Source organism: Allobosea rubneri (assembly GCF_032464875.1).
GTDB lineage: Bacteria > Pseudomonadota > Alphaproteobacteria > Rhizobiales > Beijerinckiaceae > Allobosea > Allobosea rubneri.
The window spans coordinates 256,360-273,713 of sequence record NZ_JAWDID010000001.1 but is presented as its reverse complement, the minus strand read 5'-3'; the positions used below and the strand labels follow the sequence as shown (position 1 = coordinate 273,713).

At 66.8% G+C, this 17,354-nt stretch carries 14 protein-coding genes; 5 read left to right on the top strand and 9 right to left on the bottom strand.

All coding sequences use genetic code 11. From position 1 onward, the window contains the following. Positions 1-36: 36 nt before the first annotated feature. The 5 genes from RKE40_RS01245 to RKE40_RS01225 are packed head-to-tail and all read right to left on the bottom strand — an operon-like array spanning position 37 to position 6,516. The gene (locus RKE40_RS01245; protein WP_316016424.1) at positions 37-2,232 is read right to left on the bottom strand and encodes a glycoside hydrolase; all 2,196 of its coding nucleotides are present in this window, start codon (positions 2,230-2,232) and stop codon (positions 37-39) included. Between the two features lie 47 nt (positions 2,233-2,279). Further along, positions 2,280-2,963, bottom strand: a complete 684-nt coding sequence (locus RKE40_RS01240; RefSeq protein WP_316016423.1) for a class I SAM-dependent methyltransferase — start codon at positions 2,961-2,963, stop codon at positions 2,280-2,282. Positions 2,964-3,001: 38 nt separating this feature from the next. Beyond that, positions 3,002-4,012 carry a glycosyltransferase family 2 protein gene (locus tag RKE40_RS01235; protein WP_316016422.1) on the bottom strand — a complete coding sequence of 337 codons (1,011 nt, stop codon included), beginning with the start codon at positions 4,010-4,012 and terminating at the stop codon, positions 3,002-3,004. A 37-nt stretch (positions 4,013-4,049) separates the two neighbouring features. Beyond that, positions 4,050-5,204 (bottom strand): GNAT family N-acetyltransferase, encoded by a 1,155-nt coding sequence (locus RKE40_RS01230; RefSeq protein WP_316016421.1) that lies wholly within the window; start codon positions 5,202-5,204, stop codon positions 4,050-4,052. Further along, positions 5,194-6,516, bottom strand: a complete 1,323-nt coding sequence (locus RKE40_RS01225) for a lipopolysaccharide biosynthesis protein (protein ID WP_316016420.1) — start codon at positions 6,514-6,516, stop codon at positions 5,194-5,196. Before RKE40_RS01225 ends, RKE40_RS01230 begins: the two co-directional genes overlap by 11 nt. Positions 6,517-6,697: 181 nt before the next feature. On the opposite strand from RKE40_RS01225, the gene RKE40_RS01220 reads away from it, so the two are divergent. Then, positions 6,698-7,423, top strand: a complete 726-nt coding sequence (locus RKE40_RS01220; RefSeq protein ID WP_316016419.1) for a N5-glutamine methyltransferase family protein — start codon at positions 6,698-6,700, stop codon at positions 7,421-7,423. Then, positions 7,420-8,535 carry a hypothetical protein gene (locus RKE40_RS01215; RefSeq protein ID WP_316016418.1) on the top strand — a complete coding sequence of 372 codons (1,116 nt, stop codon included), beginning with the start codon at positions 7,420-7,422 and terminating at the stop codon, positions 8,533-8,535. The genes RKE40_RS01220 and RKE40_RS01215 overlap by 4 nt, the downstream gene beginning before the upstream one ends. 45 nt (positions 8,536-8,580) lie before the next feature. Here the strand turns inward: RKE40_RS01215 and nadE are convergent, their stop codons facing one another. From nadE to asnB, 4 genes are read right to left on the bottom strand one after another with little or no spacing between them, the layout of a single operon-like run. After that, positions 8,581-9,588 (bottom strand): NAD(+) synthase, encoded by a 1,008-nt coding sequence (gene nadE, locus RKE40_RS01210; protein WP_316016417.1) that lies wholly within the window; start codon positions 9,586-9,588, stop codon positions 8,581-8,583. Further along, a complete protein-coding gene (locus RKE40_RS01205) occupies positions 9,585-11,132 on the bottom strand; it encodes a class I adenylate-forming enzyme family protein (protein WP_316016416.1) in 1,548 nt (515 codons plus the stop codon). The genes nadE and RKE40_RS01205 overlap by 4 nt, the downstream gene beginning before the upstream one ends. A gap of 23 nt (positions 11,133-11,155) precedes the next feature. Continuing rightward, positions 11,156-11,422, bottom strand: coding sequence for an acyl carrier protein (locus RKE40_RS01200; protein WP_316016415.1), 267 nt, complete (start codon positions 11,420-11,422; stop codon positions 11,156-11,158). A gap of 24 nt (positions 11,423-11,446) precedes the next feature. Next, on the bottom strand, positions 11,447-13,384 hold the full coding sequence (asnB, locus tag RKE40_RS01195) for an asparagine synthase (glutamine-hydrolyzing) (protein ID WP_316016414.1): 1,938 nt from the start codon (positions 13,382-13,384) through the stop codon (positions 11,447-11,449). A gap of 348 nt (positions 13,385-13,732) precedes the next feature. Between asnB and RKE40_RS01190 the strand changes: the two genes are divergently transcribed. Genes RKE40_RS01190 through RKE40_RS01180 form a run of 3 tightly spaced genes read left to right on the top strand, consistent with a single transcriptional unit; the run spans position 13,733 to position 17,349 of the window. Then, the gene (locus RKE40_RS01190; protein WP_316016413.1) at positions 13,733-15,238 is read left to right on the top strand and encodes a GumC family protein; all 1,506 of its coding nucleotides are present in this window, start codon (positions 13,733-13,735) and stop codon (positions 15,236-15,238) included. Between the two features lie 13 nt (positions 15,239-15,251). Beyond that, positions 15,252-16,586 (top strand): O-antigen ligase family protein, encoded by a 1,335-nt coding sequence (locus RKE40_RS01185; protein ID WP_316016412.1) that lies wholly within the window; start codon positions 15,252-15,254, stop codon positions 16,584-16,586. Then, a complete protein-coding gene (locus RKE40_RS01180; protein ID WP_390893167.1) occupies positions 16,579-17,349 on the top strand; it encodes a polysaccharide deacetylase family protein in 771 nt (256 codons plus the stop codon). Before RKE40_RS01185 ends, RKE40_RS01180 begins: the two co-directional genes overlap by 8 nt. Positions 17,350-17,354 lie beyond the last annotated feature (5 nt).

The window sequence follows — 17,354 nt, the reverse complement described above, 5'->3', positions numbered from 1 at the left end:
ACGTTCATCCGCTCGTCGGCCCGCCGTCAGGAGCCGTCACTCCTTGAGCTCAAGCAGGAAATAGGTGGTCGGCCCGCTCGGCAGGTCGTTGCTGAGGCGGAAGGCGACGGGACCGGAGCCGCTGACCGCCGGTGGCTTTACGCTGCCGTCGAGGCCGATGGGCGAAAGCTGCCATTGCCGGGCGGTCCGGGCGAGCCTGATATCGACATGCCCCTTGCGGATCAGGACCGGCAGCCTGCCGAAATCCTCGATCACCTTCTCCTCCCGGTCGCGGAAGATCATCCCGGTATTGCGGGCGTCGGTCGCGAAGATCAGCAGGAAACGGCTGCCCTTGGCCAGCGATGCGGGCTTGTCGAGCGAGGAGATCGCGATCAGTCCATCGCCCTGCGCGCCGTCGACGCTGAGGGTCTTGAGGCTGGCCGGCAGGGTCGCCGCGGCGAAGGCGACCGCCTCGCTCGCCGGCGTCGTCAGGCGCAATTGTCGGTCGCGGCGGTTCAGGAGAATTTCGCCGGTATCGCTCTGGAAGAGACCGGCCGCCAGCTTCGTCTCGTTCTCTGCCGGGAGCATCCTGCTTGCTCTCAGCTTCTCGACGATCGCATCGAGCCGGTTGGCGTCGCGCGGCTGCGTGACTGCGATCTGGTCGCCGATGCGGTCGGCCGCCTGCAGCCCGATCCTGCCGAGCAATGCGAGTTCCGTCAGCTTCTCCGGCTCGCGGGCCTGCATGTTCGGGCCGAGATCGGCCTCGCCGCGAACGGCGAAGGGGATGGTGAGGCGCGAGGTCGAGACATCGCCGCGCCTGTACAGTAGCGCGGTCAGCGTCTCGCCGGCCCGCGCCACCGGATCGAGCGCGATCGCATAGGGCAGCATGGCGCGCTTGTGCGGGTAGGGCTCGCCATAGGAGAGGGCGATCGGGCCATGGGCATGCCGGCAGAGCGCGTCCCAACCCTGCAAGGCGGCATAGGCCGGGAACACCAGCCCGCCTTCGTAGCGGTAGCGGTTCCAGAACAGGTGGTCGTATTCGCTGATGACGAAGGGCTTGCCGAGCCAGCGCGCCGCAGCGGCCATGCGCATCGAGTTTGCGGCGTCGCCGAGGGAGCTTTGCTGGAGGAGCTTGCTGCCGGGGGCATAGCCGCTGGCCCAGTCGTGATAGGTGTTCATCGTCACGACATCGAGCCCGCGCCGGCTGAGCGCGGCCTGCACCGTCGGCCAGTTGTTGTAGGTGCTGATCAGTCCCTTGTAGCCGAAGCCCCGCAGCGCCTCGCTCATCTTCGCTGCCGAGGCGGTCTCGACTTCGGTGAAGAAGGCCTGCAGGTCGCGCAGGCGAGGGCTGGGGACATAGCGGTCGGTCGGAAGCCGGATCGTGCCGTTCTCCAGCTTCTCGCCCCAGCCGAGCCCACCCCAGGCCTTGGCGAGCGCCTGGCTCGACGGGTAGCGCCGCGCCAGCCATGCGTTGAACGGGGCCGCGAACATCGCGTCATAGGGCGCCTTGCCCGGCCGGTCGTGGACGACGCTCTCGAATTCGAGGCTGTTCTCGTTGACGAGGATCACCAGCGCCAGCGCCTCGTCATGGATCGGCGCGATGCCGGTATAGGGATTGACGCGGGTGAGGATCTTCTCGGCGATCTGCTTCCAGTGCGCGAAGGCGGCCTCGTCGAGATGCAGCGCGAGCTTGAGATTGCCGCCCGGGTCCCAGCGCTCGTCGCGGCCGCCATAGGCGCCGTGCCACGAGGTCATGCCGTCGATCATCCAGTAGATGCCGTTCCGCTTCAGCGCGGCGAGCAGGTAGTGGATTCGGTCGAGCGTCTCCGGGTCGAAATCGAAATCCCGGGCGCGGCCGATCATCAGCGAAGCGTCGAGGAAGGTCAGCCGTGCGATGTTGTAGCCGTGGAGCGCGAGCTGGCGGGCGTAGCGGTCGGCCCCGGCGCGGTCGGGAAAGCCGCCCGAAGCCGGGCTCCAGGCGAGGGATGCGCAGAAAAGGCGCGCCGGTTCGCCGGGGCTGTCGGCGAAGGTGAGGCGGCCATCCTGGCGCGCGATCACCCGTTGGTCGGCGCCGCTGCCGGCCCTGACGCCGATCGGCCGGTTGGGCAGCATCCCGGAGAAGTCGAGCGGGCTGCCCGGGCGGATTTCAAGCGAAATCTCGCGCACGGGTAGCCATGTCTCGGCGGCGATGGCGCAGGGCGACACGGCGCCCAGCGCCAGGCCCGCCATCATCGCGGAAATCAGTCTCTTCATGCCGACCCGCCCTTCTTCCGGCGTTCGCTGGACATCCGGTCTCTGCTTCAGGGCCGCGAAGGACCGTGCAGGATGTAGGATTTGGTGAGGCCCGCGATCTTCTCCCGGACCAGATTCGCCTCCGGCGCGTAGGAGCGGAACTCCTTCAGCGTCAGGATCTGGATCTCCTCGAAATACTCGCGGATATGCTCCTCGGACGGCTTCGACAGGAAGCGCCAGGGCGACAGCCGGACCGCATGGCGGGCGACCGAGCGCGGCAGCCAGTGCAGGCCGGGGCAGAAGAAGTGCGGCTCGATCGGGAAGACATAGGCCGGCGTCTGGACGAAATAGTAGTTCGAGACCCGGTTGATCTCGCGCATCAGATTGGCTCGCTTGGCCGGCGGCACATGCTCGATCACCGAGTTGCAGACCGCTACGTCGAACGCCTTGTCCTCGAAGGGGAGGCGGTCTCCGTCATAGACGATGACCTTGACGTGGCCGTATGAGCCGGTGAACGAGCGCGCCTGCCCGTCGTCGCGGATGTTGACCAATGTCAGGTCCCTGGGAACATCGGCCGGGTCGAGCTTCTCCCAGAAGTGCCGCGAGCCGCCGACATCGCAGACCTTGAGCGAGGTGAAGTCGGGCAGGGTCTCCCGGAACAGGCCGCCGCGCTTCCGGCGGAAGTACTCCGAGGACGAGTGCACGATCCTGTCCCAGAGCGAAACGGTCTTCTTCACGCTGTCATCGGTCATGAAGGGGCTTTCCTGAGATGCTTGTGGCGCGGCGCGCGTCAGGCCGCCGTTTGCGAAGGCTTGTGGACGATGCGGCTTTCGATCGGCGCAGCCGGCGGGAGCCGCTGCCGCAGGAAGCCGACGGGCAACGCCGCGGCATGAAAGAACCAGGCGGTGACGGTGTAGAGCCCCATGCTCAGTCCGCCCTTGCGCAGGCTCATCAGCCCGATCATGCCGGCGAGAACCGCGAGCACCAGTCCGAGGGCCAGCCACTTGTGCGGCAGGAACAGCAGAATGGCGATGCAGAGCGCCCACCAGAGATAGACCGCGCTCCATAGCTTGAGCTCGGGGAGCTCGCGCAGCATCTGGAAAAAATAGGGCTTGCCGAGCGAGGCCCGCAGCAATTCGCCGACGCCGTGCAGGTACTTGTTCTTCCAGCGCCGCAGGAGCAGCTGGTAGGAGTTCACCGTATGGCCGAAATGCTGGACGAAGCGCCGGTCGAGCCGATGCAGCTGCCAGCCGGCGCTGCGCAGGCGCACGCCGAGGTCGAACTCCTCATGGCCATGCAGGTTGCGATCCGAGAGATAGCCGGCCTGCTCGATGGCGCTGCGCCGGTAGAGCCCGCCGCCATTCATCCGGTCGACCGTGCCGGTGCCGTACTGGGAACTGCTGCGCTGGACTCTGCGCGCATATTCCAGCGAGGTGACCAGCTTCTCCTCGACATGGCCGGTGACGCCAGCGACCGAGGGGTTTTCTTCCAGGAAGCGGACCGCCGCAGGCAGGAAGCCGGGATCGAGCAGCATGTCGCCGTCGAGCAGGCAGATATGCTCGCCGCGCGAATGCTGAAATCCGAGCTGTGGGCCGATCCCGCAGCTCGGCCGCGCCGGCGCAACGATCTGGACGACCAGGACCGGATAGCGCGAGGCGATCTCGATGGTGCGGTCGGACGAACCGCTATCGGCGATGATCACCTCGCCCTGCACCTCGCCGAGCGCCGCCAGGGCGCTCTCGATCGTCGCGGCGATGCGCTTCTCTTCGTTCAGGGTCTTGATGATGATCGAAACGGCCAATCGGGTCTCCGGTATCGATACGATCTGCGCGAAGGCGTCAGAAGTCGGTGAGCAGCCTGCTCCAGCTCTCCGAGGCCAGGCCGCCGATATAGATATCGTTGTGCAGCGCGGCCTCCTTGATCTCGGCATGGCGCGTGACCATGCAGAAATAACCGCGATGCTTGAACGAGAGGCGGCGCTGCCGCGAGATCGCGTTCATCATGAAGGGCTGCGCTATGCCGCTGGCCCGCGCATAGCCCTCGGCATCCAGATGCGAGAACATCTGGCCGACCACCTCGAATTCCCGGCCGGCTTCGCAGAGTACGTTCAGCACCGTCGCCTCGAGCTTGCTCTTCCCGAAGAAGAGGAAGGCGCCGATCGTGCGGCCGCTCTCGTCGACGACGCTGCGAACCTGCAGCGTCCCGAGGCCTTTGTTCAGCGCGGCCACCCCGTGCAGCCAATCGAATTCCGGCCTCGACCAGGCCGGACGGATCGAGAAGCGCTCCGTCATCGGGCCGGCGCAGGCGAAGAACGCATCCACGCTCGTTTCGATGGTTCGGCAACCTGATGGCGCGGGCGGGACCAGCGACGGCCTCCGTCGACGCAGAACATCATCGATCCGCCCCAACAGGTGGAGGATGGGACGGGAGCGCAGGGCCGGGAGATGCCGGCTGCAATTGAGGGCCCCGGCCGAGAGCGGCCGGAAGGAGCGATGCCATTCGAGGCTCTGGATCGGCAGGACGACGCCGCCTCCCGCCACCCAATGGTCGGCACTGACCGGCGAGGAATTGTCCGAGAAGCACATGTCCTGTTTGGCGGCCCGCATCTGGCGGGCGAGGCGCGCCGCGCCGGCGGCGCCTTCTTTCCCCTCCGCCATGAAGGCGCAGAGCAGCTTGGCGATCACCTTGCGGCCATGGACCGTGAATTCCATGGGAATGGCGAGGATGGCGCTGGTCACGCCGCTGGCGCCGCTGTCATGGACGATGCTGCCATGCTCCGGCCTGTAATGCGGGCTGCCGAAGAAGACGGTTTCCAGATAGGCTTCGAGATCGGGTGCGACCGCGCCCTTGCCGTCGCGAAAGCTCCGCGCGAACAGCTTCGCTACCGCCGGAACATCGCCGCGCGCCATAGGCCGAACGCCGCCGACGCGGGATGCCGCTTCGTTGCGGGCCGGGGAGGAGGGGCGCAGATCGTCTCGCAAATCAGCGTCCATGCGCCATCCCGGCTCCGGGTTCCTGCTCGGTCGCCCGCTCCCGGTCCCGGCGCACGATCCTCGTCAAGGCGGTCCAGGATGCGGCGACCATGGCGATCTCGATGACGTAGAACGAGACGAAGGTGCCGGCCGGCGGCGCATACCAGGTCGCGACTGCGGCGAGCGCGGCGCCCAGCAAGCTGCCGAGACCCATCACGGCGGCGCGGGTCGGCTGATGGCCCGATGCGCCGAGCGCTTCCATCGCCACAGCCCAGATCGCCAGAGGGATGACCGCCCAGCAGAGGATCCTGACGAAGGAGACGAGCGAGACATAACCCTGGCCGAAGAGGAAGGGCAGGATCGGCGCCAGCACGAAGACGGCGACCGCCGCGGCGATGCTGATCAGCGTGGCCGCGACCAGAACCTTGCGGACCCGCGGCATGGCATGCTGCAACCCTTCAACCGTCGCCCGGGCCGAGCCGGGATAGACGAGACGGTTGAGAGCCTCGACCGAGAGATAGCTGCTCTCCAGCATGCGCCGGGCGACGCTGTAGCTCGCGACGATCTCGGCGGTTGCGACGAGGCTGAGCACGAGCAGGTCGGCGTTCTGGCGCACCGCACGCAGGATGAACGGCACGCTGAAATAGAGGCCGAGCGGTAGCTCCTCGCGCACCAGCCGGTATTCCGGACGGCCGAGCCCGCGCAGGGCGTGCCAGCAGACGAGGGCCACGAGGACATGGCAGGCGAACTGCCAGATCGCCCAGGATGCGATGCTGGCGACGCCGAAGACGAGGCAGGCGAGGCCTGCGGCGGCGGTCCGCGCCAAAGCGAAGCCGACCACGACTATGTTCGCCGAAGCGAAGTCGGAATGGGCGATGAAGATCTGCTCGGCCAGCACGATGACGCGGACCAGCACGATGTTGGTCGCGAGCATCAGCGTGATCACGGCGACGTTCGTCGCCGGATCAGGGGACAGCGTGAAGAAGAAGGGCAGCAGGACCGCGCCGATCAGCACGAGGGCCACGCCGCTGGCCGCGGTCAGGATCAGGTTGTGGCCGAGCATGACCGGGTACATCGCCCGATCGCGGGCGACCCGGCGGACGAGGCACTCCATCGCACCGAGTCCGCACATATGGACCGCGATGTTCGAGATCGCCGTGATCGCGACGAACAGGCTGAACTCGTGGACGCCGAGAAAGCGGGCGAGGATCGCGAAGGTCAGGAGCTGCGCGGCCGAGCTGATGACAAGGCTGCCGCCGGAGGCGGCATAGGACATCAGCATCGGGAGCAGGGGTCCGCGACTGCCCGATCCTCTTGCGTTGCCCGGAGCCATCCTCTCCCGCCTTAGACATCGGCCGAACGAGGCCGCCACGATGGACCTACCATCGCAGCGGCGTCTGTAGCAGGCAAAAATAAGGGCGCAGTTAACACCGCAGCTGCGTTTCAGCAGGTGTTTACCCGCGCTGGAGTAGCGTGCCGCGCGTCACAGCCGTCCAGCGACGGAAGGAGACCCGATGTCGGGCCAAGCAGTCGATCCTATGGGCCAGAACGGGCCTCGCATGCAGCGCTTTATGAATATCGAGCTGGAACTCGCTCCGGACGTCCTCGTGCCGCGGCAGGAGACCGAGCTGCTCGGGACAAGCGCCGTCGCGATCCTGCGCGAGCAGCCGCCGGGACAGATGGTGGTCGACATGTGCTGCGGCTCCGGCAATCTCGCTTTGTCGATCGCCAGCGAAATTCCTTCCGCCCGCATCTGGGGAGCGGACCTGACCGACAGCACGGTCGCGCTCGCCCGCCGCAACGCCGAGCGCCTTGGCGTCCAGGACCGGGTGACCATCCGGCAGGGCGATCTGTTCGACGCCCTGGCGAAGGATGGGCTCGCCGGCACGGTCGACATGATCGTCTGCAATCCGCCCTATATCTCGACCGCCCGGCTCGAGGGCGAGAGCGCCCATCTGCTCGCGGCAGAGCCACGCGAGGCCTTCGATGGCGGGCCATATGGCATCTCGATCCATCAGCGCGTCATCCGCGATGCCGTTGAGTTCCTGAAGCCGGGTGGCTGGCTGCTGTTCGAGTTCGGTGAAGGCCAGGATCGTCAGGCGGCGGCACTGATCGCCCGCGCCAAGGCCTACGAGCCCGTGCGCTTCGCCCAGAACGAGGCTGGAACGCCGCGGGTCGCGCTCGTCCGCAAGCGCGTTGCTGCGCCGGTCGCCGGCGAGGCGGCGGGGCGGTCGGCATGAGCCTGGTCCGCCCGCTGGAGGGCGCCGATATTCCGGCGGTCGCAGGGCTCTTCCAGCGCGTGTTCCGCAACAGCGATGCGCCGCCGCCCGCGGCGCTCGCCACCTATCTGGCACGCCATTATCTCGAAGCGCCGGGCTGCGATTCCGAGATCAGGCCGCTCGTCCATGTCTCCGGCGACGGCGACGTTTCCGGCTTCATCGGCGTCAATGCCCTGCCGATGAGCCATGATGGCCGCAAGCTGCGCGCGGCGATCTGCGGCTCGCTCATGGTCGAGCGCCGGGGTAGCGATCCGATGGCCGGCGCCAGGCTCCTCAAGACCTTCCTGGCCGGGCCGCAGGATCTCTCCTTCAGCGAGACGGCGAGCGAGGTTTCGGCGCAGATGTGGGCGAGGCTGCGCGGCGTGGCGCTGCCGGAATACAGTCTCGACTGGGTTCGCATCATCCGGCCTTCGGCCTTCATGATGGAGCTCGCATCCAGCCGTGTCGGCGCGGTGCGGCTGCTTTCCCCGCTCGCCGGGGTCATCGATCGTCGTCTGCGCGGGAGGATGCAGGAGAACGACCTGCGCTGGTCCGGCGTGCCGGAGAGCTGGGCGGTCAAGGGCGGCCTCAAGGTCGCCGAGATCGATCAGGCCGGCTTTGCGGCGCTCGTCGAGCCGCTGACCCGGCAATTCGCGCTTCGGCCGGACTGGAGCGCCGAGCAACTCGCACACATCGTCGCCGAAGCCACCGGCAAGCCGGAACATGGCGAGGCGGTGCTCGCCTCGGTCTCGACGCCAGGTGGGATGCCGATCGGCGCCTTCCTCTACCATATGCGTCCCGGCGGGATCGCGCGCGTCCTGCAGATCCTGTCCGCGCCGGGTCAGGCCGGCCCCGTCATCGACTGTCTGATCGGGCATGCGGCGCAGCGCGGCGCCGCCGGATTACGCGGCCGGACCCAACCGGCTCTGCTCGAAGCGATGCTGGGGCGCCGCATCGCCTTCACCCATCTCGCCTCGACCGTCGTGCATGCGCGCGAGCAGGCGCTGGTCGACGCCTTCCTCGCGGGCCAGAGCTTCTTCAACGGGCTGGCCGGCGAGAGCTGGAGCCGGCTGGTCGGCGGGCGCTTCGAATAGCGCGCCGGACCGACGCGGCGATCGCCCGCGCCGGCGCGTCCGGTCTCAGCCGGCGATCTCCGTCACCGCTTCGACCAGTTGCGGCTCGAGATGCAGGTAGCGCGTCGCCCGGCGCTTGGCTGCGATGTCTGCCCAGGCGCGCTCGACCTCGACCGTGGTCAGCTTAGCGGCAGCGCCGACCTGTTCGGCCGAGAGACCGTTGTTCAGGCCGTAAAGGCACAGATCCATGCGGTCATAGGGCAGGGAGAAGTAGAACTCCTCCTGCGTCTGTTCGAGCGAGTATGTGTCGGTCGTCGGTGGCCGGCGCCGGATCTCCTCGGGGATGCCGAGATCGGCGGCGAGCGCATAGACCTGGCTCTTGTAGAGATGCGCGATCGGCTTGACGTCCGCCGCGCCGTCGCCGTTCTTGACGAAGAAGCCCTGATCGTATTCCAGCCGGTTAGGCGTGCCGAGTACGGCGAAGTTCAGCCGGTCGGCGTGGTAGTACTCGATCTGCTTGCGGGTGCGCTGCTTCATGTTGGTCGCGGCGACGATGCCGAGATAGACCGCGGGCGGCATGCGCAGCTTGGTGCGCTTGCCGTCGGGGTCCTGCACCACCAGCGAGGAGATGTTGTAGCCTTCGCCCGCGAGCGAGTTGGCGATCACGATCTTCGAGGCCCAACCCGGTCCGTATTCCGGCACCAGCTCCCTGATGAAGCCGTCGCGCCGCTCATAGCAACCCATCGCTTGCAGCGTCGGCCCGATGTCCTCGATCACGGCCGCGACGCCGAAGGTCTCGGCGACCAGCCGACCGAGCCTGAGACTCTCGGGATCGGAATCGTTCTCCGGCATGAACAGGCAGAAGACGTTCTTCGCGCCGACCGCGCGCACCGCCAGCGCCACCGAGACGCTGGAATCGATGCCGCCGGACAGGCCGAGCACCAGCCCGCGCTTGCGCATGCCGCGCAATTGCGCGCGCAGGCCGGCGACGATGCGCTCGATCTCGGCCGCACCGTCGATCTTCAGCGTCTCAGCCGAGAAGGCGAGGCTTTCCGGGGCAGGAGCGATGTTCATTCGGCGGCTCCCAGCGTTTCGGCGGCCAGCCTGCGGCTGACTTTCCCGGTGTCGGTCTTCGGCAGTTCGCTTCGGAATTCCACGATCTTCGGCACCATGAAGTCCTCGAGATGAGCGGCGCAGTGCCGGATGATGTCGCGTTCGCTCAGGCTCTCGTCCGAACGGACCACGAGCGCCGCGATGGCGTGGCCGAGCACCGGATCGGCGACGCCCATCACCACGGCCTCGGCGATGCCGGGATGGGCATGCAGGACGGCCTCGACCTCCTTGGGAGCGACCTTCTCGCCACGCGTCTTGATGATGTCGTCCTTGCGGCCGACGAAATAGAGGAAACCGTCCGCGTCGGTCTGGAAGAGATCGCCCGTATGCAGCCGCTTCTCCCACGGGTTCGGGCCCGCGCGCAGCATCTGCGTGGTCGCCGCGTCATTGCGCCAGTAGCCCTGCATGACATGCGGGCCGCGGATGACGAGCTCGCCGGCAACGCCCGGCGGCACGCGATTGCCGTCGTCGTCGACGACGAGCGCTTCGGTGTTGGGGATCGCGATGCCGACCGAGCCGGGCCGGCGGTCGAGCTCTTCCGGCGGCAGATAGGTGCAGCGCTTGCACTCCGTGAGCCCGTACATCGAATAGATCCGCACGCCGGGGAGAAGCTCGCGCAGCCGGGCGATATGCACCGGCGGCAGGGCCGCGGCGGTGTTCGAGATATAGCGCAGGCTCGGCAGGAAGCCGGGCTCGAGGTCACGCATCTGCAGGATCAGCGCTGCCATGGTCGGCACCAGCGGGAAGCCGGTGACCTTTTCGGTGCGGATGCGCTCGAAGATCGCCTGCGGGAAGGCGAACGACTTCTCGAGGACGAGGGTCGCGCCGAGCCGCATCGCCATCAGCAGCTGGTAGAGCCCGTAATCGAAGGCCAGCGGCAGCACGTTGAGGATGACGTCGTCCGGCGTGTTCTGAAGATAGGTGGTGATCGATTCCGCCGCCGCATCGATGTTGCGGTGGGTCATCATCACGCCCTTGGGCCGGCCGGTGGACCCCGAAGTGTAGATCAACATCGCGAGATCGATGTCGATCCCGCCATGCGCGACCGGGGTCGGCTCGGCCTTGAGGCAATCCTCGAAGGCGACCGCTCCCTCCGGCGTCTGATCGGCCACGGCCTGTGTCGAGGCGACGAAGAGCGGCCGCCCGGCGCTGGTCGCGCGCGCCTGTGTCACGACCGGCATCAGCCTGGCCTGTGTCAGGATCGCGGCGGCCTCGCAATCGTCGATGATGTAGGCGAGCTTGTCGGCTTTGGTCGAGGCGTTGATCGGGCTGAAGGTCGCGCCGGCCTTGAGGATCGCGAAGATCGAGACGGCTGCTTCCCAGCAATTGTCCATGAAGACGAGCACGCGGTCGCCGCGCTTCACCCCGTTTGCGGCGAGCGAAGCTGCGAGCCGGCTGGAAAGCGCGTCCAGCTCGGCATAGGCCAGCCGCTTCCCGCCGGAGACCAGCGCGATCTTGGCGCCATGCGCTCTGGCGCTGTTGATGACGAAGTGCTCGACCCGCATCTGCCCGATATCCCGCCTGCCTGTTACGCCGATGCGGGCGCCGCGGTCTTCGAGGCGATGAAGGCCGTGATGCGCGCGAGGGAGTCGAGATTGGCCGGCATGATGTCGGCATCGGCGACCGTGATGCCGTAGCGATCCTCGATGAAGGCGACGAGCTCGAGCACGCCGGTGGAATCGATGATGCCGTTCTCGATCAGCGAGTCCGTGTCGGCGAGCGGGTTGCTGGTATCGCCGAACAGAAAATTCTCGATGACGAAGGCCTTCACCGCATCCCTGATCGTATCGGTCATGTCAGTTCCTTTTCTGAAGAGATGTCAGGCGGCTTTCGAGCTCTGGCTGCCCGCGCCGGTGAAGGTCTTGAGCCAGAGCTGCGTCGACAGGATGCCGACGAAAGCCGCGTTGTCACGGAAGCCGGAAGCGGGTCGCGTGCGGCATTTCTCGTGCAGCTTCGCCACCGCCTTCGGGTTGAAAAGGCCGCTCGCGCCGATCTCGGCCTCGCTGAGTGCGGTCTCGACATAGTCGGAGGCGCCGGCTCCGACGAAGGAGGCGCTGTCGGGCGCGCGATAGGGCTGCTTGCTGCGCTTGCCGATCGATGGCGGCAGCAGGTCCTTGGTCGCCTCCCGCAGGATGTGCTTCTCGACGAGGCCTTTCAGCTTCATCTCGGGCGGCAGGCCGGCGGCGAACTCGACCAGCTTGTGGTCGAGGAAGGGGAAGCGGCCTTCGATGCCATGGGCCATCGCCATGCGGTCGCCTTGGCTGGAGAGAATGTAGCCGGGCAGCAGGAAACGGGCTTCCAGGTACTGCGCCTGATGCAGCGGGTGCCAGCGCGCGAACGCCTCCGGCAGGCGCGAGACCATCTCGTCGGCCGCGTCGTAGTTCGCGAGGCTCGCGCGCAGGTCGCCGGAGAAGAACAGCTTCGTCGCCGCCGTGCCGTCGAGCCTTGGCCGGTGCGAATAGAGCGGGTCGCTGAGGGCGTGGCCGTTCGCGCCGAAGAAGGAGGCGAGATACTCCGCCGATTGCTGCCGCAGGCCGGGTAGATAGGGATAGAGCTTGCGGAAGAGGTGCGGCCTGATGCGCGAGCCCGGCTGGCGCGCGCAGAAGCGGCGCACCCGGTTCTCCTTGAAGATATCGTAGCCGGCAAAGACCTCGTCGGCGCCTTCGCCGGTCAGCACGACTTTCAGCCCGGCCTCGCGCACCAGCCCGGAGAGCTTGAACAGCGGGGCAGGGGCCGTCCGGATGATCGGCCGCTCGGTAAAGCGGATGACATCGGGGAAGACCGCGGCGATATCGCCCTCGCGGCAGGCGACGGCGCTGTGCTGCGTGCCGAGCGCGCGCGCCATCTCCTGCTGGAATTCGCTCTCGTCATGCTCGGCGCTGTCGAAGGTGACGGAGAAGGTCCGTAGCCCGCCCGGAGCCATGCCGGCGGCGAGCGCCGAGGTGATCGAGGAATCGAGCCCGCCCGAAAGATAGGAGCCGACCGGCACGTCGGCCCGCATGCGGATGCGTGTCGCTTCGGTCAGCAGGGTGCGCAGCTCCTCGGCGGCTTCGCGCTCGTCCTTGTGCCGGGAGGGGGCGTCGCCGTCGGGATAGTCCAGGCTCCAATAGGGCCGGGTCGAGACGCTGCCATCCTGCACGACCATCAGCTGTGCCGGCTCGAGCTCGCTGATGTCGCGGAAGGCGGTGCGCGGCGCGATCGGCGCCCAGAGCGTGAAGATCTGGTCGAGGGCGACAGGGTCGATCTCCGCGCTCACCCCGGGCACCTGGAGCAGCGCCTTGACCTCGGAGGCGAAATAGAAGCGCTCGCCCTGGCGCGTGTAGAACAGCGGCCTGACGCCCATGCGGTCGCGGGCGAGGAACATGCGCCGCCGGCGAGCATCCCAGATCGCGAAGGCGAAATCGCCGTTGAGGAGCGAGAGGCAGTCCTCGCCCATCTCGTCGTAGAGATGCAGGATCACCTCGGTGTCGCTCGCGGTCCGGAAGCGGCGGCCTTTGGCCTGCAGCTCCTCGCGCAGCTCGACATAGTTGAAGATCTCGCCGTTGAAGGCGATCGTCAGTTCGCCTGATGCATCCGACATCGGCTGCTGGCCGTCGCCGAGGCCGACGATGGAAAGCCGGGCGTGGCCGAGGCCGGCATCGTCAGTCGCAAAGAAGCCCTGCGCGTCGGGGCCGCGATGGGCGATCGCGGCCGTCATCCTCCCAAGAAGATCTCTTCCATCCCGGCCGGGGCCGAAATAGCCAACGAAACCACACATACCGAGATGTTTCCGAAAGTCCGGCGAACTCTTCTTGGAATTATAGCCAGCCGAACGGGGGCAGGCGTTAACGTCGCCGGATATTCACGCGGATGGTAAATTTTGGAAGGCCGGAAAGCGCAAGGGAAGGCTGCAACAGACGCGCCTGACAATTCGGAAACCCGCATTCCGGCGCCGGCCGATACCATCCGAGAACCCGGTGATACCGCCCGGGCGACGCTGCCGTCCTCGCCGTGTCTCCTACTGGATTAACGCAATGTTCAGGGGGGTATGCCTAGCTCTGGGGCAGAGTTGCGGGAGGCAGGTGCGTCTCTTCCGTCTTGAGTTGCGTACCGAGGGCGAAGCGTAATGTACGGGCCGAAGGAGTCGGAGCAGCGTCAGACGCCTCGACCCGTCGGCCAGAGCCGCGGCGCCAGGACGGCCGCCGATTTCGTGGTCGGTTCCGACGGCACGGCGGCGGTTGCGAGCAGAAGCCCGCTCGCGCGCATCGGCCAGCTCGCGCGTATCGGGGTCGATGACGTCCTCGCCTGGCTTCGCGACGGGATCGGCTGGATCATCGGAGCCATCGTCGTCTGCCTCGTCGGCGCGCTCCTCTATGCCGCCACGACGCCGCCGCGCTACACCGTCTTCACCGACATCCTGATCGACCCGTCCAACCTCAATGTCGTGCGGGACGACGTCTTCACCTCCAACCCACAGCGCGACGCGCAGCTTCTGGAAGTCGAGAGCAAGCTCCGGATCCTGACCTCGCGCAACGTCCTCTCGCGGGTGATCGACAAGCTCGACCTGACCAGTGATCCGGAATTCGTCAAACCGGGTTTGCTGACGCCGCTCTGGAACCTGATCTCGCCGGCGGAGGTCGCCCGCGACAACCGACTGGCCGTGATGCGCGCCCTGTCGGAGAGGGTCGACGCGCGCCGCGAGGAGCGCTCCTTCGTTGTCGTGATGCGCTTCTGGGCCGAGGATCCCGAAAAGGCGGTGGTGATCTCGAACGCCATCGTCGACGCCTTCGAGGCGGAGCTTTTCCAGTCCTCCGCCGAAAGTGCCGGCCGGGTGGTGAAGAACCTCAACAACCGCCTGGACGAGCTGCGCCGCAACGTCACCGAGGCGGAGCAGCGGGTCGAGGATTTCCGCCGCTCGAAAGGGCTGCAGCTGAACAATGGCGAGCCGGTCAGCGCCCGGCTTTCGAGCGAGCTCAACACCCAGGTGCTCGATGCCCAGCAGCGCTTCATCCAGGCTGAGACGCGCTACCGGCAGATGAGCGCTGCGATCGCCGAACGGCGGACCACCAGCGCAGCGATCTTCGATTCCGCGACCATGGTCAGCCTGCGGGCGCAGCTCAACCAGCTCCAGCAGCAGATCGGATCGATCAGGGCGACCTTCGGCACGCGGCACCCGCAGATGGTCACGGCGCTCTCCGAGCAGCAGGCGATCGAGGCCGCGCTGGTGCGCGAGGCACGTCGCATTCTCGATGGGGCGAGGGCGGAATTCGAGCGGGAGCGCTCGAACCTCGCGACGTTGCGCAGCAAGGCGAGTGACGAAAAGTCGAACGTCTTCAGCGACAATGAGGAGCAGGTCCAGCTGCGCGACCTGCAGCGCGACGCACGGGCCAAGGCCGCGCTCTACGAAACCCATCTGGCACGGACGCAGCAGATCAGCGAACGCCAGCAGATCGACACCAGCAATGTCCGCGTCATCTCGCGGCCAGTCCCGCCGAAGGCGCGTAGCTGGCCGCCGCGGACGCTGATCCTGCTCGGTGCGGCGGTCTTCCTCGGTCTTCTCCTCGGCGTCTCGATCGCCCTGGGGCGCGGCGCGTGGCGCTATCTGCGCGATCCGCGGCTCGCGACCGCCTGAGGGCGTCGCCCGGATGCGCGACGCAATCGACGATGAGGAGGGCGGAACGGACGGGCTCAGGGGGCGCGTCGGCACCTTCCTCTTCCTGTCGGTTTTCCTCTTCTCCTGGATAACCCTCAACCCCTTCGTTGATCTCTCTGGCGCCGTGGTTCTCGACCAGTCGGCGCGCGCCTCGAGCGCGTTGAACCAGCTCGTCTCGCTCGCGCTCTTCGCCTGCATGCTCGGGTACGGCCTGCTTCACCCGATGCGCCGCATCATCCTTCAGCCGCGCGTCTTGCTGTCGCTGATCTTTGCCTGGCTGGGCTTCGTTTCGATCATCGTCTCCGCCTATCCGTTCCAGGGCATCAAGGGGATGGTCCTGGCCGTCATCGCGGTGGTGAACGCCAGCATCTTCCTGTTGCTGCCGCGCTCCGAGCGGCATTTTGCGAAGCTGCTCGGGATCGGCTGCCTGATCGTCCTGTCGGTCTCGTATTATGGCATCCTGTTCAAGCCGGCACTGTCGATCCATCAGGCTTCCGAGGCGCTGGAGCAGACCAATGCCGGCCTGTGGCGCGGCCATTTCCGGCACAAGAACGACGCTGCCGTCGCCATGGTGGTCATGGCGCTCTTCGGCCTGTTCGTCATGAACGTCTGGTCGCGCCTGCTCGGCATCGTCATCGTCTGCCTGGCCTTCGTCTTTCTGGTCAACACGGGCGGGAAGACCTCGACCGCGATGCTGCCGGCCGTGCTGGTCGTCGCCTGGATTTTCGAGAAGGTGCGCATCCTGCGCCTGCCCATCGTCATCGGCGGCGTCGCGCTGTTCAATCTCTTCGCCATAGGCTCGGCCGTGATCCGGCCGCTGGGCGATTTCGTCACCGAGCTCGGCATCGACGCGACCTTCACCAACCGGGCCGATGTCTGGCGCCTGGCCTTCACCGCGATCGCCGAGCAGCCGCTGACCGGTTATGGCATCAAGGGCTTCTGGCAGACCTCGCAGCTCGTGAACGGCGGCGGCTCGGTCGAGACCTGGGCCGTGGCGGCGGCCCACGCGCACAACTCGTATCTCGAAGTGATCCTGATGATGGGAGTGCCGGGGCTCCTGTTGACCCTGGCCTGGCTCTTCGTCATGCCGCTCTATCACATCTCCCGGATCGAGCCTGCGAGCGAGCACAGCCATCTTACCCGGCTCTTCATCAGGATCTGGCTTTACGTGATCTTCCATGCCTGCCTGGAAAGTCTGTTCTTCGAAGGCGCCAATCCGCTCTGGTTCACCTTCCTGATCGTGATCTACGGGCTCTTGCTGCAGACCTCGGCGGCGCTGACCCCCGCCACCGAACCGAAGCCGCAGGGAAATGTCGCGCATGCCTAGCCTGATCGAACGGATTGGAGAGAAGGGAGGTCAGGTCGACCGGTTGGCGAACCGGCTGATCTGGAAGTTCGCCGGTCCCCGACGCATGCTCGAGACCGAGGTCCCGCTGGTCTCCTTCACCTTCGACGACGTGCCCGACAGCGCCTTGTACGAAGGTGCCGCGATCCTCGAACGACATGGCGTGCGTGGCACCTTCTACATCGCCGGTGGCCTTTCGGGACAGGTTGAGCCCGAGCGCGTGCTGATCGGGCCGGAGGGCTGCCGGGATCTCGCCGAGCGTGGCCACGAGGTCGGCTGCCATACCTTCTCGCATCGCAGGGTCCGCGACATTGCCCGCGCGGAACTGCCCGGCGATCTCGACCGCAACGCGGCCTTTCTCGCCGCGGCCGGGATTGCCCGGCCTCCGACCAATTTCGCCTTTCCCTATAACTCGGCATGGCCGCCGGCGCGCGCGGAGTTCCGGCGTCGTTTCCGCAGTTGTCGTGCTGCCGGCGAGACGATCAATCGCGGACGTGTCGACCCGCTCATGCTGAAGGCGGTCGAAATCCGCCAACCGGAGCAGGAGGCGCGAGCCCTGACAGGCTGGATCGACGAGGTGGTGAGGGCGCCCGGCTGGCTCGTCTTCTTCACGCACGACATCGCGGCACGCCCGACGCCCTATGGCTGCACGCCCGAGACCTTCGAGCATCTGGTCGCGCATGCGGTCGCGCGCGGGTGCACCGTCCTGCCGGTCGACCAGGTGCTCGACCGGTTAGGCTGGTGAAGGGG